Origin of the sequence: Mammaliicoccus sp. FSL K6-3158 (genome assembly GCF_038005105.1) — a bacterium.
Classification (GTDB): Bacteria; Bacillota; Bacilli; order Staphylococcales; family Staphylococcaceae; genus Mammaliicoccus; species Mammaliicoccus sciuri.
This window is the reverse complement of record NZ_JBBOSL010000001.1, coordinates 2,021,172-2,037,260: the sequence shown is the minus strand read 5'-3', so window position 1 is coordinate 2,037,260 and position 16,089 is coordinate 2,021,172. Positions and strand designations below refer to the sequence as shown.

Here is a 16,089-nt window from a genome sequence, read left to right as displayed (position 1 = left end):
AGTGTAAATGTTCCGTTAATTTTTTTAGGTTTTCTCTTGAAAATATTAAGATGCTTGATATAATAGTATTTGTGCTTGATAAAAATTTAATTATTCCACAGTAGCTCAGTGGTAGAGCTATCGGCTGTTAACCGATCGGTCGTAGGTTCGAGTCCTACCTGTGGAGCCATGGAGATGTACTCAAGTTGGCTGAAGAGGCGCCCCTGCTAAGGGTGTAGGTCGTTCTGCGGCGCGAGGGTTCGAATCCCTCCATCTCCGTATTTTACGATATTAGTTAATGATATCTTACTTAAAAACCTTGATAAATCAGGGTTTTTTATTTTATATAAAACTTCTAATTATGGTTGATTTAAAATTTTTGGTCACAACGTGGTCACATTAGCACCGGTTTTTATTCTTGTGACCAAATTTGTGACCACTATAAATTATCCATGACATTTCTGAGTTTAACAGTTTCTTCATTTTCTACTTCTTCTAATAAATGGCTGTATATTGATAGGGTAGTAGTCACATTAGCATGACCTAATCTTTTACTTATATAATGAATAGACACACCTTTATGCAATAGGTAAGAACAATGCGTATGCCTTATACTATGCAACGTATATGCGCCAATTTGATGTTCCAAGCAAAATTTATTTAATACTTTGGTCACGGCATTATTTGTTATTAAACCTTTTCCAGTATTGAATATGTGACCATCTATTTGTATTGGTCGTTCTTTTAGATTATTTAATAAATATTTCATCTCTTTATCGGTAATAGGTATAGTCCTATCAGATGTTTCTGTTTTAGTTCCAGGTAAATGTATCATATTGTCTTTCTTTATTAGATCGCTATATTTTAATTTCTGTACTTCTCCAAATCTCGCACCCGTAATTATCAAAATATATATGAACAAATATGATAGTTCTTTTCTACCTGTTACATAATCTTTCAAACTAGTATAATTATCTATCGTCATAAATTTAGTACTTTCATGTTGTGATGATTTAGTACCATATGGCTTGGCTTTATATGTTGGGTCTTTAAATATTAGCCCTTCACTAACTGCATCTTGTAACGCTGCTCTTAAACATAAATGTAATTTTTGTACACTATTTGTAGTTCGCCCACCTTTTCGTGGAGTTAAATATAAACCTTCACCATATTCTTTAAGTAGTTCTCTATATTTCAACTGTGTTAATTTATTAATAGGTAAGTCACCAAACTTTTCTTCAAATACGTCTATAGAAGATTTATAACGTAACATAGATTTTTCTGAAATTTGTCCTTCTTTATTAACGCTTAACCAACTATTGTAATAATCTACAAAAGGAACATCATTTGTTAAATCAAAACCTTTTGTTAATTGATTGTATAATTCATTACCTTTTTCAGTTGCTTCTCTTTTAGTCAAAAATCCACCTTTTCGATAACGATTTCCATCATATCTGAAATCATATTGCCAAGTTTTACCTCGTTTAGTAATATTCATCATTTCACTCCTTAAAATTGGTTAAATAAAAAGGGCATTACTGCCCTAAACCTGTAGCATCTATATATTCATTACCATCTTCATCTGTTTTTAATTCGCCTTGTGTTTCTTTAGAAATAGAAGGGTCAAAAGCAGATGGATGTCCCCCTTGACCACCTTGTGGTTGTTCCTCCATTTGTGACTCGTCGTGAGTTGTCGTTTTAGTACGATCATATTCTTCTTCGGTTATTCCTTCTTGTTTATCCTCAAGCGATTTAGGCTCTTGTTGTGTTTGTGTAGTAGTATTTTCTTGTTGAGGTGCAGGTTGTTCAGTTGTTTCATTACTTTGAGTTTGGTTTTGAGTATCTATAGTTGTCGTATGGTCAAATCTTTCTAAATCAGATAATTTGTACGTCTTCTTACCTAATTCTTTGTCTGTATTACCTTGAATTACTTTTAATGTTACATCGTTATCATCTTCTAAATTATATGCAACTACACCTTTAGCTTTACCGTTTTTCTTAATAGTATCTGTCATATTTTCAAAGTATTCTTTATATTTTCCTGTTGTAGGTGTAGAACCAACTTCAAGTTTGTTTTCAGTGTTTTTATTTTCTTGATAAACTTTCATTGCAGCAATCCAAAAGGCTTGTGCAGAAAAATCTTCATCAGTTTTATTAGTAGCTTCATATGTGAATACAATCGTTTCTTTACCATCTGTTTCATCACTTGCATTACGCAATTTAACATCTAAGATTTTTATGCTACCTTTATTTAAAGTAACTAAATCATTTTTAAAACCAACTTCGTCTTTTTTAGACTCTGTTTTGTTTTCGGAGTCTTTAATTGTTTCTTTCTCACCTTTTTCGCCACACGCAGATAATAATAATATTGCAGCGAATAGAATAACGATAACTCTTTTCATTCCACATCTCTCCTTTATTCGAATTGTATATGTTTAAACACCTGTAATGGACTAAACTTAATCACATAGCCATTGTGGTAGGTGGATAATCCAAATTTCATTTTATAATGTTCTAAAACATCATTAATGTAATTTTCACTTACCTCGAAATAATTTGCCATTTCAAAAATATTATGAACCCCATCATTATAAGCTGAAATAATACCATCTAAAGAAATTAGCAATTCATATCCATATCTTCTTGCTTTTAATTCATACTTTCTATTCATTAATATTTTTTGATCAGTAATATTCCCATATGTTAATTCGTGGTGTCCTATCTCTTCAGCTAGAGTTTCGTGCTTTTTTATAGAATTCATTTTAGTTTTTATATAAATTGTACCATCATAATATAAACCACTTTGAAAAGAAGGTAAGTGATTAGTTTCATATATCTCGATGTCTTGATTTATTAATAGTTGTTCATACCCCATGTAATCACCCTTTGCGTCTGTTTTTAACAAATTCAATAAATTGTTCTACTTCTTTCATCTCTTCTTCTGTAAGGTCAGATTTATCAAAATGTGCTGCAACTGTAGGTTGCTCTTCTACTTCTTCAAAACCCATAATATATGAAGGTGATACTTTCAATGCTTTAGCTAACTTTACTATTTTATCTCTTTTCATGTTTTCGATGTCGCCAGTTTCCCATTTTCTAACTGTAGATTTTCCAACTCCGACAATATTACCTACTTCTTCTAAAGTTAATCCTAATTCAAGTCTTCTTGCTTTTATGTCTGGTTTCATAATATTTGTCCTCCTAATTGGTATGTTTCAATTATAATATTAAAGTTTCTTAAAAGCAACACTTAAATAGGAAATAACTAAAAAAGTTTCTTAAAAAGACACTTTTGTGTTGACATAGTATTATATCAAGGTTAAGATAAATGTATCCTTTAAGACACAAAGGTGGTGGCAAAATGCATCCGAATAAACTGAAATCTCAAATGGCTTTAAAAGAAATATCAGTTAATGAATTACTAGATCTAATTAATAAAAAAGGTATTAAGATGTCTAGGAATTCATTCTACAGACGAATGAACAAAGTTCATGAATTTGATAGAGCAGAAATATTAGCTATTGTAGATATTTTAAAGTTATCTGAGAAAGAAATGTTAGATATTTTTTTTAAACAATAAGTGTCCTAAAAGAAACTTAAAGGTAATGGATACTTAAACGAATTCAGCACTCACATAGAGCATTTACGAGCGAGAGTAGGCGATGATACGAGCCACACCAAAATACATTAAATGGTCATTGCGATAACTAAATGTTGTATGTGGGTGCTGAAGTAACTAAGGAGGGATATTGATGAACACTCTACTAAACATTGATTTACTCAATGAACTCATTGACCAACGTGTAGAAGAGAAACTAAAAGAATTACGCAATGAACAGTTACCTAGAGAAATGACGATGAAAGAATTAGTCAAAGAAACTGGGTGGAGTGAATACTACATCAAGAAAAACATTATTAATCGCAATTACTTTAGAAGAAAAATTGAACCATTTACTACATTCAGTAAAAACGGTAGAGGTAAGTTCAGTTTTGACAGAAGAAAAATGATTGAGTTTATCGAAGAGTACAAAGAAGAAATTATAGAAAGGGCGAAAAACGGATGAAATATATCACATTAACAATGTTCCTAGTACTAGAGTTCTTCATCATCGCAGCATTTAGCGTAACACCGTTTGAACATTCATTCCTATTCTGGTTGCTCACAGTGATGTTGTTTGAAGTGTGGGACCAAGTAAAAGAAATGGAGCGTGATCAATTGAATGAGTAAAATGACAGTCAAAAATTTAGTTACAAAAGGATGGTCTGATAGACAAATTGCAGAGTTTTACAACATCGATAGAACGTCAGTTATCTATTTTAGAAAAAAATTTGGTATTAAACGCGAAACTACAGTCGGAAGAAAGGGAGAGCTTATAGCAATCAAAATGCTAGAAGAAAAAGGTTATGAAGTAAAAGATATGAACTTGGTAGATAAAACTGCACCGTATGATTTGTTGGTAAACAATGAAATCAGAGTTGAAGTAAAAACAGCAAGTTTATTAGGTAAAAACCAGTCCTACAAATTTATACTAACTAACCCACCGAGTTCCAGATGTATAGAAAGTGAAATACGAACAATTTTAAATAGTGGAAGATCTCTAAAACACTATGACAAAACATGCGACATTATGATGTTTGTTGGAATAACTGAAGAATTGGTATGGATAATGCCTTCTAAAGTAATGGAAAGCAGAATAGGTACAGTTAGTCTCAACACTAGAAGAACAAGATATGCAGGTTACTTAAATAACTTTGAAGAAATAGAAAAAGCCCTTGAATTAAGCGCCAACTTAAAACAGGACTTTAACAAATATTAATATGTGGTCTTCTTTTAATACGAACACTTAAAAGATACCACAGAAATGTGGAGGAATCAATATGGATAAAGCAAGACTTGTAAATTTAGCGACTGATTTAATTATTAAGCAAATATATTCAGGTTTGGAATGTAGCGTATCAAATTGGTTATTCGATGATGGAACGTATTCAGTACAACTCACACACTTTGATGATAGATATCCGAATGGAAATAGAACGCTAAGAATATATCAATGGCAAAGTGATGAACAAATATTATCGGCATTCGAACAAATGAAAGACGTCATTGCTGGTGAAGGGTTGATTGAAAATGAGTGAAAAAGTAGAAGTGACGTACAGAGTTATAGAGGAAGCGAGTGGAAATTATTTACTTAATTATCCTACTACTCCAGAAGATGCTACTTACGGAAAGAGATTCAGCAAAGCAGCCAAATTATCAGGCTTTCAGAAAATCAAATTAGATTGGGAAAAGCACCTAATTCAAGTTAACGAAAGAACGATTATAGATAAGTATAAAACTGTAAGAATGTCAGATTTGGAGGAGATTGAGAATGACTGAAACATTATTTAACCAACTGAACAAGTTGAATGTAAATGAACACATTGAAAAGAAGAATGGACTAAGTTATTTGTCTTGGTCATGGGCGCACCAACAACTTAAATCAATTGATCCAGATTATAAAGTTGAAATTCATACTTTCCCACACCCAGACATCACAAATGAACAAGTATTTGTACCTTATCTTGCTACACCAGAAGGTTATTTTGTACAAGTATCCGTAACTATTAAAGGTAAAACTGAAACTGAATTGTTACCAGTATTGGATTTTAAGAATAAATCATTGGCTAAAGGTTCAGCTACTACATTTGATATTAACAAAGCACATAAACGTTGCTTCGTTAAAGCAGCTGCTCTTCATGGTCTAGGTCTGTATATCTACAACGGAGAAGATATGCCAGAGTCACCTAAAGCTAGACCAGAACAAATTGAAGACTTGCAAGACAAAATCAAGCAAGCAGTTGAAATTGGTGGCGATGATGCAACTGAACAAAAAGTTATGCAATGGTTAAAAATTAGCGATTACGACACAGTAACGGAGGTACAAATCAATCCGATGATTAAGCGATTGAATGACTTAATCAGTAGTAAGCGAGGTGGGAAGTGATGACGAGCAATAGAAATTATATAGCATCTATAATCACTAAATTTAGTGGTCAAAGTAATGTTATTCCAATACCAGTAATCTATTTAGAAATAACTAAAGATTATCCGACTGCTGCTTTATTAAATCAAATGGTTTATTGGTCTGACAGAACAAAAAGAAGTGACGGATACTTTTACAAATCATATAAAGAGTGGGAAGAAGAACTACATTTATCAAAGTATCAAGTCCGAAGATCTACCGATAAATTAAAAGAATTAAACATAGTTGATACAGCACTTAAAAAAGCTAATGGAGCACCAACTTTACACTACAAAATAGACTTGAACACGCTACAAGACTGGATAGTTAATAAACTTAACAATGGAAAGTTAATAAACTTAACAATGGATAGTGAAGAAACTAGTAAATCCTTAACAGAGATTACTACAGAGAATACTACAGAGAGTATTAGTATGTCAGATAAATCTGACACAGCACCGTATAAAACCATTATTGAATACCTTAATAAGAAAGTTAATAAGAGGTTTAGTTATAAATCAGAATCTAATAGAAAACTAATTAAAGCAAGATTTAATGAAGGATATAAGTTAGAAGACTTTTTAAAAGTAATAGATATCAAAACTAATGAATGGATAAATGATGAAAAGATGAAGAAATATTTACAACCATCAACTTTATTTAGAGGATCTAACTTTGATAAATACCTTAACCAAGAAGTTATTACTAATAAAGATGAGGTTATGTTTGAGGAGTTGTTGTAATGACTAGAGAAGAAGCTAATGAAATAGTGAAACTGATTGCAACTGTATTTAATAACATTAACTTCACTAAAGAAAAAGCAATAACTTGGATAGACATTGTAGAGAAAGGTAACTATCAGAAAACTAAACGAAAGTTAGATAACTATATTGAAAACAATAAATATCCACCAACAATTAGTGATTTCTTAGTAAAAGATGAATATAACCCAGCAGATGATTATAAGAAGAAAATTGAACGAGATAAACAAATTGTGCAACAAGAAATGAATGATCCAGAGAAACGCAAACGTAGAGAACAAAATCTTAAACGTATGCAAAAGATGATGGCTAGATTAAAGGCAGGTGACATTGATGAACAATGAAGATTTAATTGTTGCCTCTTTAATTCAATACCCAGATTTATATAGCAAGTTAGCTTTAACTGATGAAATGTTTGAGGACTATGAACTTAAATTATGTATTCAATATTTTAAACGTGAAAACAAGGCAGACAAACATGGACTATATGCGAAAGCAAAAGCACATCCGAATGATTTTATTAGTCCAGAAAGAGTAAAGGCGTTACTTGATGAAGATTTGGTCGCAAAAGTGTTCTTTGACCAATATCAACATGATGTTTTAGAAGCCTATAAACAACGTGAACGTATTAAAGCAATTGAATTATATAAGACTAGCCCTAATTTGCAAAACAAATCCCATATGGACGATGTAATGAAGTCTTTAGATGAATTAGTCATAAAAGAAAAAGACGGTAAGAAAGACACATTATTAAGCGTTATGGATGACTTGATGGGCAATACAAAACCTAATGTATTAAAAACTGGATTCAATAACTTAGATTTTTTAATAGATGGTTTCCAACCAGGACAACTAAATATGATTGGTGCTCGTCCTTCAGCAGGTAAAACAGCGTTAGCAATTAATTTAGGCGTTAACTTTGCAATGAGCGGATGTGCAGTAACATTCGTTTCACTAGAAACTAACGAACGTAAAATCACTGACAGATTACTATCATCTCTGTCAAAGGTTGAGTTACACAAATTTAAAAATGCAGATTTAATGACTGATGAAGACATTGAGAAAGTAATAGATCAGATAGGCATTTATGAAAAATTAGATTTTAAAGTGATGGATAACAACAATATCACGCCACAAAAAATAAGAAATGTAATATCGCAGAATGAAAAGCAAAACATAGTCATTATTGATTACGTTCAACTTATGAAAGCAGACGGACAATTCAAAGATAGACGTTTAGAAGTGGAGTCAATATCAAGAGAATTGAAGATTTTAGCGAAAGAAACTAATTCAGTAATTATTGCCTTAGCACAATTAAGTCGTGGAGTTGAGCATAGACAAGATAAACGACCAATGATGAGTGACTTAAAAGAAGCTGGTGGGTTAGAGCAAGACGGTGATGTGATTATGCTCTTGTATCGTGATGACTATTACAACAGACCAGAAGAACCTAACTCGTTTGGTAAGTCGGAAGTAGAGTGCATAGTAGCTAAAAACAAAGATGGGGAAGTTGGAACTGTGAAATTAGACTTCTACAAGCCTATACAGAGGTTCTTTGATGCTTAAGATATTTACAGTAGAACAGGCATTACAAGTCGCTAGAAAACTATATAAGAACGAAAGAAACCCACTTGTGAAAGGTTACTATTTAAAGTTTGGCGTAACTATGAAAGAAATGCTCGAACGACAAGAAATTAATGAACTTGATGATTATGACGAAGTAAAAAATAAAATATATAACGAAATGGAGAAATGAAAAATGGCAAACGTAACTTTATTAACAGGAAGAATAACAAAGGATTTAGAACTGAAACAAGCAGGGCAAACAACGGTTACTAATTTTAGTTTAGCAGTAGATAACCCTTTCAAAAAAGATGATACTTCATTCTTTGATGTAGTTGCTTTCGGTAAAACAGCAGAACTTTTGAACAATTATTGCAGTAAAGGTAGCAAAATTTTAGTTGAAGGCAACTTAAAACAAGATAGATTCACAGACAAAGAAGGTAATAACCGTTCAGTAGTAAGAGTGGTAGCTAACAGAGTTGAGTTTTTAGACTCAAAAGGTAGCAATCAAGGTCAATCAGCACCAAAACAACAAGCTAACGATCCATTCGCTAATACAAATGGTGGTCCAGTAAATATTACAGACGAAGATTTACCATTCTAAATGAGGTGAGTACATGTCAAAAGTGACAAAGTACAAACAAAGTAACGGACATTATTCAGTAGTAGTTGAAGGTGTCGATTTACCAGATGATGCCTTACTACTACTAGATAACAATTATCCATTAGACGTGAATTTTGAAGTAGTAGACGGAAAGAAAATAACAGTAAAACAACGTAAAAAGATATTTGCATTACTAAACGATATTTACTTATTCACTGGTCAACCTCAAGAAGATTTAAGACAACAATTTCAATTCTATCTAGAAATAATTAAAGGATATGAACAAATAAGTTTAACAGATACGACAAGGCGTGTTGCAAGTGAATTAATCGAAGTGATATTAGCTTGGGTGTTCCAACATGATATACCACTAAATTATAAAACTAGCGACTTAATGAAAGATGATAACTACTTTATATATTTATCGACTATCAATAGAACGTGTGTGATATGTGGCAAGAAGAACAGTGATTTAGCACATAGATATGCAGTAGGTCGGGGACGAAACAGAAATAAGATAGATCATTACGGAAATGAAGTGCTTGCGTTATGCAGAAGTCATCATAACGAGCAACATCAAATAGGTATAGACACTTTCAATACTAAATACCACTTAACAGATAGCTTGGTGCAAGTAGATGAAAGACTAAACAAAATGTTAAAGGGTGAACGGGTTGAGTAAATACAACGCTAAGAAAGTTGAATATAAAGGAATAACGTTTGATAGCACGGTTGAGTGTGATTTTTACAAATTCCTAGAGAAACAAATCAATGTAGGTAAGTTCGACCACATAGAGGTACAACCAAGGTATGAATTGATACCGAAAATCGATAAACAACGTAAAACAGAATATATAGCAGACTTCGCATTGTGGAAAAATGACGAATTAATCGAAGTCATAGACGTTAAAGGAATGGCAACGGAAACTGCGAAGTTGAAAGCTAAGTTATTCAGATACAAATATCCAGACGTACAGCTTACATGGATATGCAAAGCACCTAAGTATACCGGCAAAGACTGGATAGAATACGACGATTTGAAAAAGGTAAGACGAGAACGTAAGAAAGCTAAGGAGTGATCCAGTGGAACAAAAATATAAAAATGTATCAATGGATGTAACAGCGAAAATACGTGTTGAAATGCAAGTGCCTGCTAATACAACAGAAGAAGCAGAGCAATATGTACAAGACTTAGCAGACGGGAAATTCAGTGACTTAATAGACGGAAAAATAAAAGAACTTGAACCAGAAATATTATGGGTTAATTAAGGAGGAATACAAATGCTAGCTAGAAAAGCACATCATGCACCAGTCATTTACTGGCATGAAAGTAAACCAAAGAAGAAAGTTAATTACAAGAAAGCAGAAACTAAACCAGTACCGAGGAGTAAATACTATAACAACTTATTTTATTCGTACTTTAAGGGGTGGGCGTAATGGCTAGAAAAGAACGTGCAGGCAAAACAGTTTACTTGTATGAACCACTCTACAACAAACTTACGCCAACAACTTATAAAGAGATAGCAGGGTGGCTAGGAGTAGAGCCAAGCTCAGTTAAGTCTTATGGTGCTAAAGGGTTATATCACAATAAATTAGAGGCATACATTTTAAATGCGAAACCAAATGTTACCGCTAAAAGAGATATGAATATAAAACTAAAAGTAAAAGGTGAAGTGTGGAAGAAAACAAGCATATATGGTTTGAAGGTAAGCAATTTAGGCAGATTTAAAGGGACTAACATATACGGTAATGAATATTTTGTATTACCTAACATGGTTAACGGCAGCATGTACATCATATACAAAGGAAAAACAATGAACGCACGAACTTTTGTTTATAAAGCATTTGTTGGAACGATCAAAGAAGGCAATCAAGTTTTTGTGAAAAACGAACCTAAACATAATATTGGTGCAGATAATCTAATGCAAATGACATTTGATGAATATGTAGCACGCATGAACCGTAAGAAAAGATGTAAACCAGTAGTATTCCTAGATGAAAACGGTCAATTGATAGACGAATACAAGAGTACAGTTCAAGCAGCAGAAGAAACGTTGTACGACAGAAAAATGATTAGCAAAGTTTGTAAAGGTGAATTGAAAGTCCCATACACTGTCGGTTATGCAAACGCATTTATGTGGGCAGATGAATATTATGAGAAAGAAGGTATATGCTAATGGAATTCAAAGCAGGCGATAGAGTACACGTTAAAAGGTTAGATTGGGAAGATGTAGATTTTTTCGCAACTTTAGAAAAAACGAGAAAAGATGGTGTGCTTCGTTTAATCGATTGTTCTTTAAAAGAGTATTCACGTAGAGCAGTTTTAGCATCACATAGAGGTGGTTTTGGAAATGAAGACTACTACACCCTAGCAACAGACGAAGAAGATACAGAAGAACCAGTTATTCAGCGTATAGAACACATTAACAAAGCTATTGAAGAAACAAAAAAATATATCGAGCAAGCTACACACGATCCAGTGAACAAACCGTCACATTATATGCTAGGAGACATAGAAGTGAAGGACATCATCGCAATTGTGGCTGATAAATATCATAAAGGTTCAGTAGCACATAACGTGGCGAGTGCGTTGGAATATCAAATGAGAGCGCCAGGCAAGAATGGGCTAGAAGATATTAAGAAAGCACGTAAATGCTTAGACTTCGCTATTGAGAATTGGGAGTGAGTGGATGGGACTACTCGATAAATATGATCTATACAATTCAGAAGGCAAAAAGATGTTCACTGTGGTACCTAGTAAAGAAATCAATACTTTATTAGGTATGCCACATACACCATTTGTAAGACAAGAACATAAGTTAACTGATAGTGAGTTAAGACAATTTAAAGCAGCACATGATTTGAAGTTAGAAGAAGAGTTAGGAATGCAGTTAAGCATATTCGATATTTAAGGAAGTGACATCATGATAAAAATTTTAGAGTTGTTCGGTGGCATTGGCGCACCTAGAAAAGCAATGTTAAATCTAGGCTATCCACACAAAGCTATTGATTATGTGGAGATAGATGAAAAGTCTGTTAGAACATACAACGCGCTTTACGAGCATTTACACCAGCCACAATCGGTTGTTGGTTGGAACCTTAAACCAGACATATTGGTACATGGAAGTCCATGCCAAGACTTTAGTCGGGCTGGTACTAGATTAGGTGGTAATGATGAAGATAAAACACGTTCATCGTTGATGTGGGAAACGATACGAATTATCGAAAATATGGGCGTATGGAAACCGAAAGTCGTGATTTGGGAAAACGTCAAAGGTGTGCTAGCAAAAGACATGATCCATAACTTCAACAAATATTTTATTGAAATGGAACGACTAGGTTATACGAGCAATTATGAAGTGTTAGATAGTCGTGAGTTCGGCATACCACAAAAGAGAGAACGTGTATTTGTTATCAGTATGTTAGATGGTCAACGGTTCGACTTCTCGTCATTAAAAGGAAGACCAATGAGGGATGTGAGTGAGTTTTTAGAAACAGATGTTGATGATAAATACACTATCAAATCACCTTCTATGTTAAGTGCGATAAACAAGCGACAAGGTTTTGGTGGAGGACTAAAACCAATTGAAGATTATAGCTGGACGATTACTACAAAACAAAATAGATGTCCGAACAGTGGAATTGTACCAATCGGAAACGGTCAGTATCGATTATTAACTGAACTAGAGTGTTGGCGACTTATGGGCTTTGAAGATGAAGACTATTACAAGGTCGCTAATGAACACCCCACACGCAAGAACACGACAAACGGAACGTTATATAAACAAGCTGGCAACAGTATCGTAGTTCAAGTGTTAGAAGCAATATTTGAAGAAGTGTTGAAAGTGATAAAGGAGGATGCGTTATGCCAACAATAAAAACAAAGAAAGAAATGAATTTACCAGAGTTGATTGAGTGGGCTGAAAAGAACAAAGTTACGAATCAGATATTTAGAGCTGATAAACAATTAATGAACATCCAATTTGACGAAGATGGGGACTTTAAAACATACGGATTTACTGGTAATGATACTACTTTCACAGTAGAAGTTGAAATCGCAAAATGTACAAAGGTTCCTAAATTACTAGCGATTTTTAAATATAACGAGAGGACATATTCAGAAATACATGAGAATAAAAGCATTAATGAAATTTTGCAATTGGATAGAAAGCTTGAAAATAGTTTTACAAGAAGTATTCATATGTTTGAAAATGACGAAACCCTCACACTCATCTGGCGTGACGGAAAGTTGGTGGAGTAGATGGAAGGCAGTAAAGAACAAATAGAGTTGCTGATGATGTATGAAGAAACTAAAAAAGAACGCGATCAGTACAAAACAGCACATGACAAATTAACAGCTGGATTAAAAGAAGCAGTCTCAGAAAGTATTAAGTATAAATGTGAACGTGACTCACTTATTAAAGATGTGGAGAAGTTGAGAAGAAAAGTAGATGAATTGGAAAGCCTAGCATTAGGTAGAAGTAAATATATAGATGCTAAAAATTATGAAATATCTCAACTAGAGAAAGTAAGGAAGAGATATAACAACCTAACTGAACACATCAAAGACAAAGCATTAAATAATCCAAGTGAACATAGATATTTCAGATTAGTACATTTCATTGATGATTTGGAGGCTGATACTCATGATTAGAGAAATATTTCAAGATATCACTGACACATTGGATATGAACCAGTGGAATGTATTGTGGGTGGATGATAAGGGAAAGTCACACGGTAAAAGATTTTATTATAAGCACCATGCTAGAGACTTTTATAATGACCTACCTTATATAAATAAAAAAATGGAAAGAGCGTGAGTGACTATGGCGTATGAGTATGAGAAAAATGTAGTGGCTGAAATAAAAGAGTTAGGTGCTAGATATAAAGCTCCTTCTTTTTACGCAATGGCAGATGAAGTAAGAGAAGTCTACGCTAAAGCAAAAGCGTATGACCAAATAAAAGTGATACACGATAAATGTATATACGATTTTTTGAAAATGAGTGATATAGAATGTATTGAAAAAATTGGAGATATTTTGGAGGACAAACAATGAACAACCTAAACATCAAATTACTATCAGACAACGCAACAACACCAACTAGGGCATACGGTGTGAGTGCAGGACTTGATATATACGCAGCAGAAACAGTAGTTATTGAACCACAAGAAAAGATATTACTTGCTACAGATATAGCGGTAGACATTCCAGAGGGCTATGTAGGGTTATTAACTAGTAGAAGTGGTGTAAGTAGCAAGACACATTTAGTCGTTGAAACTGGCAAGATAGATGCAGGATATAACGGTCATATGAAAGTGAATATTAAGAATGATATGAAACATGGTGGAGGAGGCGTTAAATTCTATAACGCCAACTATTATTTGGATATACAAGGAGAAATTCGGGCTGATTTTACAAAAAACTATTGTCATATGAGTTATACAATCAACAAAGGCGACAAAATAGCACAGTTGGTTATCGTACCAATTGTTACACCAGAAGTAAATGTTGTAGAGGAGTTTGCAAGTGAAAGCGAAAGAGGAACAAACGGTTTTGGATCAAGTGGATATTAAACGTGGCGAAAGTCACCCAGATATTTTAGATAAGGTACGAGAAATACTGAATAGGGAGTGATGGGGAAATGATAACAAAGTATAGATTTTATAATATAAAATTAAACAAAATTTACGAAGTGGTAGCTATAGATTTCTTAAATGAACAAGTAGAATGTATTCTTCCAGAAATGAATGACGACATTGCCAACTGGGACTTTAATGTAGGAGCATTAATGCAATCAAGTAGATTAACAGACTATCACTACAGTGAATATTTTGAGGGAGATATTGCTAGAGATGTTACAAGCGAAGAAATCGGCGTTGTTGAATATTTAGAAGGTGCATTTGTAATGAGATTTACTGGGGGAGATTCGGTGTATTTAAGTGACGTTAAAGATGAATTTGAAATCATAGGTAATAAATTTGAAGATGGTTACTTACTAGGGGAGGACTAACAATGTATAAACTAAAAGAATTCAGAGATGGGTCATCATATGATGAAGATATTGAACAAAAGGCAGTAAACCTAGTGAACAAATTCGTATCCGACAACAACATAAAAGAGTGGTATGTAGAAAGCCATTACGTTGTTAGATATGAACAAAGTAACGAAGATAGAACATATATCTTAATTAGATATAAGGAGGATACCCAATGAAACTATACCTAATCACATTAACAATATCACTTCTAGCATTGTACACGTTCATCAAACGATCATATAAGTATGCGAGTGTGCAGGATGAAGTGGAGGCACCAAATAGTATGCGTGGATTAAAGCAAGGTGATGTATATAAAGATAAAAGTGGCAATCAAGTCATGCTGACTAGCCAAGCACCGTTAGATTATGAAGACACACAAGCTTACAAAGATAACGAGCCGTGGTTCACAGGAATGGGGAGATGTTGAATGACGAGAATATTAGATGCGTGTTGTGGCAGTAGAATGTTCTACTTTGACAAAGAACATGAAGATGTAACTTATATGGATATTAGAGAATTAAATACAAATTTGAGTGACGGTCGTAAGTTAATAGTAGCACCAGACGTTGTGGCCGACTTTAGAAATATGCCATTTGAAGATGAATCTTTTTATATGGTTGTATTTGATCCACCACATTTGATAAGAGGTGGCGATAAAAGTTGGTTAGTACAAAAGTATGGAAGACTTAATGAAACATGGCCAGAAGATTTAAAGCAAGGTTTTGAGGAGTGTATGAGAGTTCTCAAGACGAATGGGACATTAATCTTTAAGTGGAATGAAGAACAAATTAAGTTAGCAGAAGTATTAAAGTGTTTTGAGCAAAAACCTATTCTAGGTAATAAAAGAAGTAAAACTCATTGGTTAGTGTTTATGAAATAGGAGGGATGTTGAATGAAAACATACACTCAAGAACAAGTGGATAAAATCATAGAAGATATGCATGACGGTTATAGAAAAATAATCAAGAAGCATGATGATGAAATGCAAGAATTCACTATTAAGTATATGAAAGGTTTAGCTATTAAATGTGTATTATTAGGTTTACTTAATGGTGTGATTGTCGGTTTAATGTTTGGTAGCTTGTTATGACATTCGGATTAATACTATTCGCAGTTATAGTCATTGCGTTAGTGATAAATG

General features: G+C 33.4%; 34 protein-coding genes and 2 tRNA genes. 32 read left to right on the top strand and 4 right to left on the bottom strand.

Features of this window, described 5'->3' with window-relative positions:
* Positions 1-94 precede the first annotated feature (94 nt).
* A tRNA-Asn gene (locus MHH94_RS10255) sits at positions 95-169 on the top strand.
* A gap of 1 nt (position 170) precedes the next feature.
* Positions 171-258: transfer RNA gene (locus tag MHH94_RS10250), tRNA-Ser, on the top strand.
* A gap of 160 nt (positions 259-418) precedes the next feature.
* Here MHH94_RS10250 and MHH94_RS10245 read toward each other — a convergent pair.
* Genes MHH94_RS10245 through MHH94_RS10230 form a run of 4 tightly spaced genes read right to left on the bottom strand, consistent with a single transcriptional unit; the run spans position 419 to position 3,167 of the window.
* Positions 419-1,477, bottom strand: coding sequence for a tyrosine-type recombinase/integrase (locus tag MHH94_RS10245; protein ID WP_340840985.1), 1,059 nt, complete (start codon positions 1,475-1,477; stop codon positions 419-421).
* Between the two features lie 37 nt (positions 1,478-1,514).
* The gene (locus MHH94_RS10240; protein ID WP_340840983.1) at positions 1,515-2,381 is read right to left on the bottom strand and encodes a DUF5067 domain-containing protein; all 867 of its coding nucleotides are present in this window, start codon (positions 2,379-2,381) and stop codon (positions 1,515-1,517) included.
* A gap of 14 nt (positions 2,382-2,395) precedes the next feature.
* Complete coding sequence (locus MHH94_RS10235; protein WP_340840981.1) at positions 2,396-2,854, bottom strand: ImmA/IrrE family metallo-endopeptidase; 459 nt, start codon at positions 2,852-2,854, stop codon at positions 2,396-2,398.
* Between the two features lie 4 nt (positions 2,855-2,858).
* A complete protein-coding gene (locus tag MHH94_RS10230) occupies positions 2,859-3,167 on the bottom strand; it encodes a helix-turn-helix domain-containing protein (RefSeq protein WP_119493493.1) in 309 nt (102 codons plus the stop codon).
* Positions 3,168-3,340: 173 nt separating this feature from the next.
* On the opposite strand from MHH94_RS10230, the gene MHH94_RS10225 reads away from it, so the two are divergent.
* The 30 genes from MHH94_RS10225 (at position 3,341) to MHH94_RS10080 (ending at position 16,038) form a co-directional block, all read left to right on the top strand.
* The gene (locus tag MHH94_RS10225; RefSeq protein ID WP_119493494.1) at positions 3,341-3,559 is read left to right on the top strand and encodes a BetR domain protein; all 219 of its coding nucleotides are present in this window, start codon (positions 3,341-3,343) and stop codon (positions 3,557-3,559) included.
* 172 nt (positions 3,560-3,731) lie between these two features.
* Positions 3,732-4,043, top strand: a complete 312-nt coding sequence (locus MHH94_RS10220; protein WP_191835762.1) for a DUF771 domain-containing protein — start codon at positions 3,732-3,734, stop codon at positions 4,041-4,043.
* Entirely contained in the window at positions 4,040-4,207 is a 168-nt protein-coding gene (locus MHH94_RS10215) for a hypothetical protein (protein ID WP_191835763.1), read from the top strand. The genes MHH94_RS10220 and MHH94_RS10215 overlap by 4 nt, the downstream gene beginning before the upstream one ends.
* Positions 4,200-4,796 carry a hypothetical protein gene (locus tag MHH94_RS10210; protein ID WP_340840974.1) on the top strand — a complete coding sequence of 199 codons (597 nt, stop codon included), beginning with the start codon at positions 4,200-4,202 and terminating at the stop codon, positions 4,794-4,796. Before MHH94_RS10215 ends, MHH94_RS10210 begins: the two co-directional genes overlap by 8 nt.
* 61 nt (positions 4,797-4,857) lie before the next feature.
* Entirely contained in the window at positions 4,858-5,115 is a 258-nt protein-coding gene (locus MHH94_RS10205; protein WP_340840972.1) for a hypothetical protein, read from the top strand.
* Positions 5,108-5,356 carry a DUF2483 family protein gene (locus MHH94_RS10200; protein ID WP_340840970.1) on the top strand — a complete coding sequence of 83 codons (249 nt, stop codon included), beginning with the start codon at positions 5,108-5,110 and terminating at the stop codon, positions 5,354-5,356. Before MHH94_RS10205 ends, MHH94_RS10200 begins: the two co-directional genes overlap by 8 nt.
* Positions 5,349-5,963: a Sak single strand annealing protein gene (locus MHH94_RS10195; RefSeq protein ID WP_340840968.1), complete on the top strand. Its 615-nt coding sequence runs from the start codon at positions 5,349-5,351 to the stop codon at positions 5,961-5,963. Before MHH94_RS10200 ends, MHH94_RS10195 begins: the two co-directional genes overlap by 8 nt.
* Positions 5,963-6,724, top strand: coding sequence for a conserved phage C-terminal domain-containing protein (locus MHH94_RS10190; RefSeq protein WP_340840966.1), 762 nt, complete (start codon positions 5,963-5,965; stop codon positions 6,722-6,724). Before MHH94_RS10195 ends, MHH94_RS10190 begins: the two co-directional genes overlap by 1 nt.
* Positions 6,724-7,086, top strand: a complete 363-nt coding sequence (locus MHH94_RS10185; RefSeq protein WP_340840965.1) for a hypothetical protein — start codon at positions 6,724-6,726, stop codon at positions 7,084-7,086. Before MHH94_RS10190 ends, MHH94_RS10185 begins: the two co-directional genes overlap by 1 nt.
* A complete protein-coding gene (locus MHH94_RS10180; protein ID WP_340840963.1) occupies positions 7,076-8,308 on the top strand; it encodes a DnaB helicase C-terminal domain-containing protein in 1,233 nt (410 codons plus the stop codon). The genes MHH94_RS10185 and MHH94_RS10180 overlap by 11 nt, the downstream gene beginning before the upstream one ends.
* The gene (locus MHH94_RS10175; RefSeq protein ID WP_340840961.1) at positions 8,301-8,498 is read left to right on the top strand and encodes a hypothetical protein; all 198 of its coding nucleotides are present in this window, start codon (positions 8,301-8,303) and stop codon (positions 8,496-8,498) included. Before MHH94_RS10180 ends, MHH94_RS10175 begins: the two co-directional genes overlap by 8 nt.
* Before the next feature lie 3 nt (positions 8,499-8,501).
* Positions 8,502-8,909 (top strand): single-stranded DNA-binding protein, encoded by a 408-nt coding sequence (locus MHH94_RS10170; RefSeq protein WP_340840959.1) that lies wholly within the window; start codon positions 8,502-8,504, stop codon positions 8,907-8,909.
* Positions 8,910-8,922: 13 nt separating this feature from the next.
* Positions 8,923-9,591, top strand: coding sequence for a putative HNHc nuclease (locus tag MHH94_RS10165; RefSeq protein ID WP_340840957.1), 669 nt, complete (start codon positions 8,923-8,925; stop codon positions 9,589-9,591).
* The gene (locus MHH94_RS10160; RefSeq protein ID WP_218696677.1) at positions 9,584-9,988 is read left to right on the top strand and encodes a DUF1064 domain-containing protein; all 405 of its coding nucleotides are present in this window, start codon (positions 9,584-9,586) and stop codon (positions 9,986-9,988) included. Before MHH94_RS10165 ends, MHH94_RS10160 begins: the two co-directional genes overlap by 8 nt.
* Positions 9,989-9,992: 4 nt before the next feature.
* The gene (locus tag MHH94_RS10155; RefSeq protein WP_204200851.1) at positions 9,993-10,178 is read left to right on the top strand and encodes a hypothetical protein; all 186 of its coding nucleotides are present in this window, start codon (positions 9,993-9,995) and stop codon (positions 10,176-10,178) included.
* A gap of 12 nt (positions 10,179-10,190) precedes the next feature.
* Complete coding sequence (locus MHH94_RS10150) at positions 10,191-10,346, top strand: hypothetical protein (protein WP_191835774.1); 156 nt, start codon at positions 10,191-10,193, stop codon at positions 10,344-10,346.
* Positions 10,346-11,086 carry a hypothetical protein gene (locus MHH94_RS10145; protein WP_340840953.1) on the top strand — a complete coding sequence of 247 codons (741 nt, stop codon included), beginning with the start codon at positions 10,346-10,348 and terminating at the stop codon, positions 11,084-11,086. The genes MHH94_RS10150 and MHH94_RS10145 overlap by 1 nt, the downstream gene beginning before the upstream one ends.
* A complete protein-coding gene (locus tag MHH94_RS10140; RefSeq protein ID WP_340840951.1) occupies positions 11,086-11,595 on the top strand; it encodes a DUF3310 domain-containing protein in 510 nt (169 codons plus the stop codon). Before MHH94_RS10145 ends, MHH94_RS10140 begins: the two co-directional genes overlap by 1 nt.
* A gap of 4 nt (positions 11,596-11,599) precedes the next feature.
* Positions 11,600-11,821 (top strand): DUF3269 family protein, encoded by a 222-nt coding sequence (locus tag MHH94_RS10135; protein WP_340840949.1) that lies wholly within the window; start codon positions 11,600-11,602, stop codon positions 11,819-11,821.
* Positions 11,822-11,833: 12 nt separating this feature from the next.
* A complete protein-coding gene (locus MHH94_RS10130) occupies positions 11,834-12,787 on the top strand; it encodes a DNA cytosine methyltransferase (protein WP_340840947.1) in 954 nt (317 codons plus the stop codon).
* Positions 12,775-13,170 (top strand): hypothetical protein, encoded by a 396-nt coding sequence (locus tag MHH94_RS10125; RefSeq protein WP_340840945.1) that lies wholly within the window; start codon positions 12,775-12,777, stop codon positions 13,168-13,170. The genes MHH94_RS10130 and MHH94_RS10125 overlap by 13 nt, the downstream gene beginning before the upstream one ends.
* Positions 13,171-13,563, top strand: a complete 393-nt coding sequence (locus tag MHH94_RS10120) for a hypothetical protein (protein WP_340840943.1) — start codon at positions 13,171-13,173, stop codon at positions 13,561-13,563.
* Positions 13,556-13,729, top strand: coding sequence for a hypothetical protein (locus MHH94_RS10115; RefSeq protein ID WP_340840940.1), 174 nt, complete (start codon positions 13,556-13,558; stop codon positions 13,727-13,729). The genes MHH94_RS10120 and MHH94_RS10115 overlap by 8 nt, the downstream gene beginning before the upstream one ends.
* A gap of 33 nt (positions 13,730-13,762) precedes the next feature.
* Positions 13,763-13,966 (top strand): hypothetical protein, encoded by a 204-nt coding sequence (locus MHH94_RS10110; protein ID WP_340840938.1) that lies wholly within the window; start codon positions 13,763-13,765, stop codon positions 13,964-13,966.
* On the top strand, positions 13,963-14,484 hold the full coding sequence (locus tag MHH94_RS10105) for a dUTP diphosphatase (RefSeq protein WP_311403861.1): 522 nt from the start codon (positions 13,963-13,965) through the stop codon (positions 14,482-14,484). Before MHH94_RS10110 ends, MHH94_RS10105 begins: the two co-directional genes overlap by 4 nt.
* Positions 14,485-14,552: 68 nt before the next feature.
* Positions 14,553-14,921: a YopX family protein gene (locus MHH94_RS10100; protein WP_340840934.1), complete on the top strand. Its 369-nt coding sequence runs from the start codon at positions 14,553-14,555 to the stop codon at positions 14,919-14,921.
* 2 nt (positions 14,922-14,923) lie between these two features.
* On the top strand, positions 14,924-15,124 hold the full coding sequence (locus tag MHH94_RS10095; RefSeq protein WP_340840932.1) for a hypothetical protein: 201 nt from the start codon (positions 14,924-14,926) through the stop codon (positions 15,122-15,124).
* Entirely contained in the window at positions 15,121-15,375 is a 255-nt protein-coding gene (locus MHH94_RS10090) for a hypothetical protein (protein WP_340840930.1), read from the top strand. Before MHH94_RS10095 ends, MHH94_RS10090 begins: the two co-directional genes overlap by 4 nt.
* Positions 15,376-15,828: a class I SAM-dependent methyltransferase gene (locus tag MHH94_RS10085; RefSeq protein WP_340840928.1), complete on the top strand. Its 453-nt coding sequence runs from the start codon at positions 15,376-15,378 to the stop codon at positions 15,826-15,828.
* 12 nt (positions 15,829-15,840) lie between these two features.
* The gene (locus tag MHH94_RS10080; RefSeq protein ID WP_340840926.1) at positions 15,841-16,038 is read left to right on the top strand and encodes a hypothetical protein; all 198 of its coding nucleotides are present in this window, start codon (positions 15,841-15,843) and stop codon (positions 16,036-16,038) included.
* Positions 16,039-16,089 lie beyond the last annotated feature (51 nt).